Below are 1,563 nucleotides of genomic sequence, written 5' to 3' on the forward strand. Positions count from 1 at the left end.
CCAATGCCACGTAGCGTAAGTTGATCATGCTGTGAGAGTGAGCGCTCGGGCGTTGACGAGGTAGATCGTGGGCGGCGCCGGATGGCGGGTGCTGGTGTCGGCAGGACGCTTGACGCGGTAGCTGTTGTGCCGGGCGCGCTTGACGACACGGGGGTAACTGCGATGGCGGCGGCGGGGGTTGAGGTTCTTCTTGCGGGTGATGTCGGCGCGGACCCTGGCCAGGACGGCGTCCAGGTCCTCAGGGGGAAATAGCCGCCGGGTCGGCGACGCGGCGGCGGACGATGCGCAGGGTGCGGGTGAATTTGACCCGGTCGGGGTCGATGTCGGCCTCGGTGGCGGCCCGGCAGATCAGGGCGGAGATCGCGTAGTGGGTGAGCAGGTAGCCGTACAGCTCCTGCCGGACGAGGTCCGGGCTCTTGGAACGCAGGATGCGGCCTGGGCCGCGCAGGGCGGTCTTCAGGTCATCGTTGGACTGCTCGTGCTCCCAGCGCTGGTGGTACGCGTGAGCGAGCAGGGGAGCGGGGGCGTTCGCGTGGTCGGTGATCGTGGTGATCAGACAGATCAGCTCCCGCTCGGCGTCGGTGCCGCGGTCGGGGACCTCGTACTCGACCACGCGCACCACTCGGGCGGCTTCGGGATCGACCTCCCGCCCGGCGCGGGCGTCTTCCAGCAGTCGGCCCCGCGCCGCCGTGTTGAGGCGGGGGGAGTAGACCAGCGAGAGGTAGGAGCCGTCGGGCAGGTCCGCGACCAGCGGGAGGGTGAGCGTGTCGCCGACGCGCCAGAGCAGGTCAGCGCCGGTCCCGGCGGCAACGCACCACTGCTCGAAGCCGAAAAAGCCCCGGTCGGCCAGCAGCAGCATGTCCTCTTCCAGGCGCTCGAACAGCTGGAAGGCCAGGGTCTGCTCGCCGGCGCGCTTGCCGGCGATCGGCCCGATCGCCGCCCCGATCGGGGCGCGGGAGCCGGTCTCGACCAGGGTGAGCACCCGCGCCTTGGGGAAGGCGGAGGGATTGGCGGCGGTCCCGGAGCGGCCGAACGCCTCGGCGTTGGATTCGGTGTCGGGCAGGTCCCACTCCATGCCGTCGATGGAGACCAGGCGGCGGGGCCCGAGCCAGGCCCCGCGGGTGAGCTGCTCCGCGACCGGCTCGGCGATGCGGTCGAAGATCTCCGCGAGCGGTTCGGAGCCCAGGCGCTTGCGGGCCTGGGTGATCGCGCTGGTCGTGGGCACCTCCCAGGCCCGGTCCCAGCAGCCCCACCGCTCCAGCGGCTCCGAAAGACGGGTGATGGCCTCTTCGTAGTCGTCGTCCGCGAACAGCGCCAACGCCATCACCAGGTACACCACCACATGCGGCGGGAGCTTCCCGTCCGACCGTCTGGCCTGCCGTCCGAACGCCCGCACCGCGTCGTCGATCACATCACGCGGGACCGAGCCCGCCAGCAGCCCGATCGAGATCCACTCCGGCAACCGCCCGCCTGCACCAGCACCCTGAGTCACGGTCAGCAATCTACCGCCCCAGCCGAAGGGCGGCCCCATGCCCTTGATCAACTTACGCTACGTGGCATTGG

At 70.5% G+C, this 1,563-nt stretch carries 1 protein-coding gene; it reads right to left on the bottom strand.

What is annotated here, in order from left to right; translation table 11 throughout:
- Positions 1–238 precede the first annotated feature (238 nt).
- Complete coding sequence (locus tag VXC91_RS45380) at positions 239–1,492, bottom strand: IS4 family transposase (RefSeq protein WP_329513174.1); 1,254 nt, start codon at positions 1,490–1,492, stop codon at positions 239–241.
- Positions 1,493–1,563: the final 71 nt, after the last annotated feature.

The sequence above is a fragment of the Streptomyces chiangmaiensis genome (assembly GCF_036281785.1).
Classification (GTDB): Bacteria; Actinomycetota; Actinomycetes; order Streptomycetales; family Streptomycetaceae; genus Streptomyces; species Streptomyces chiangmaiensis.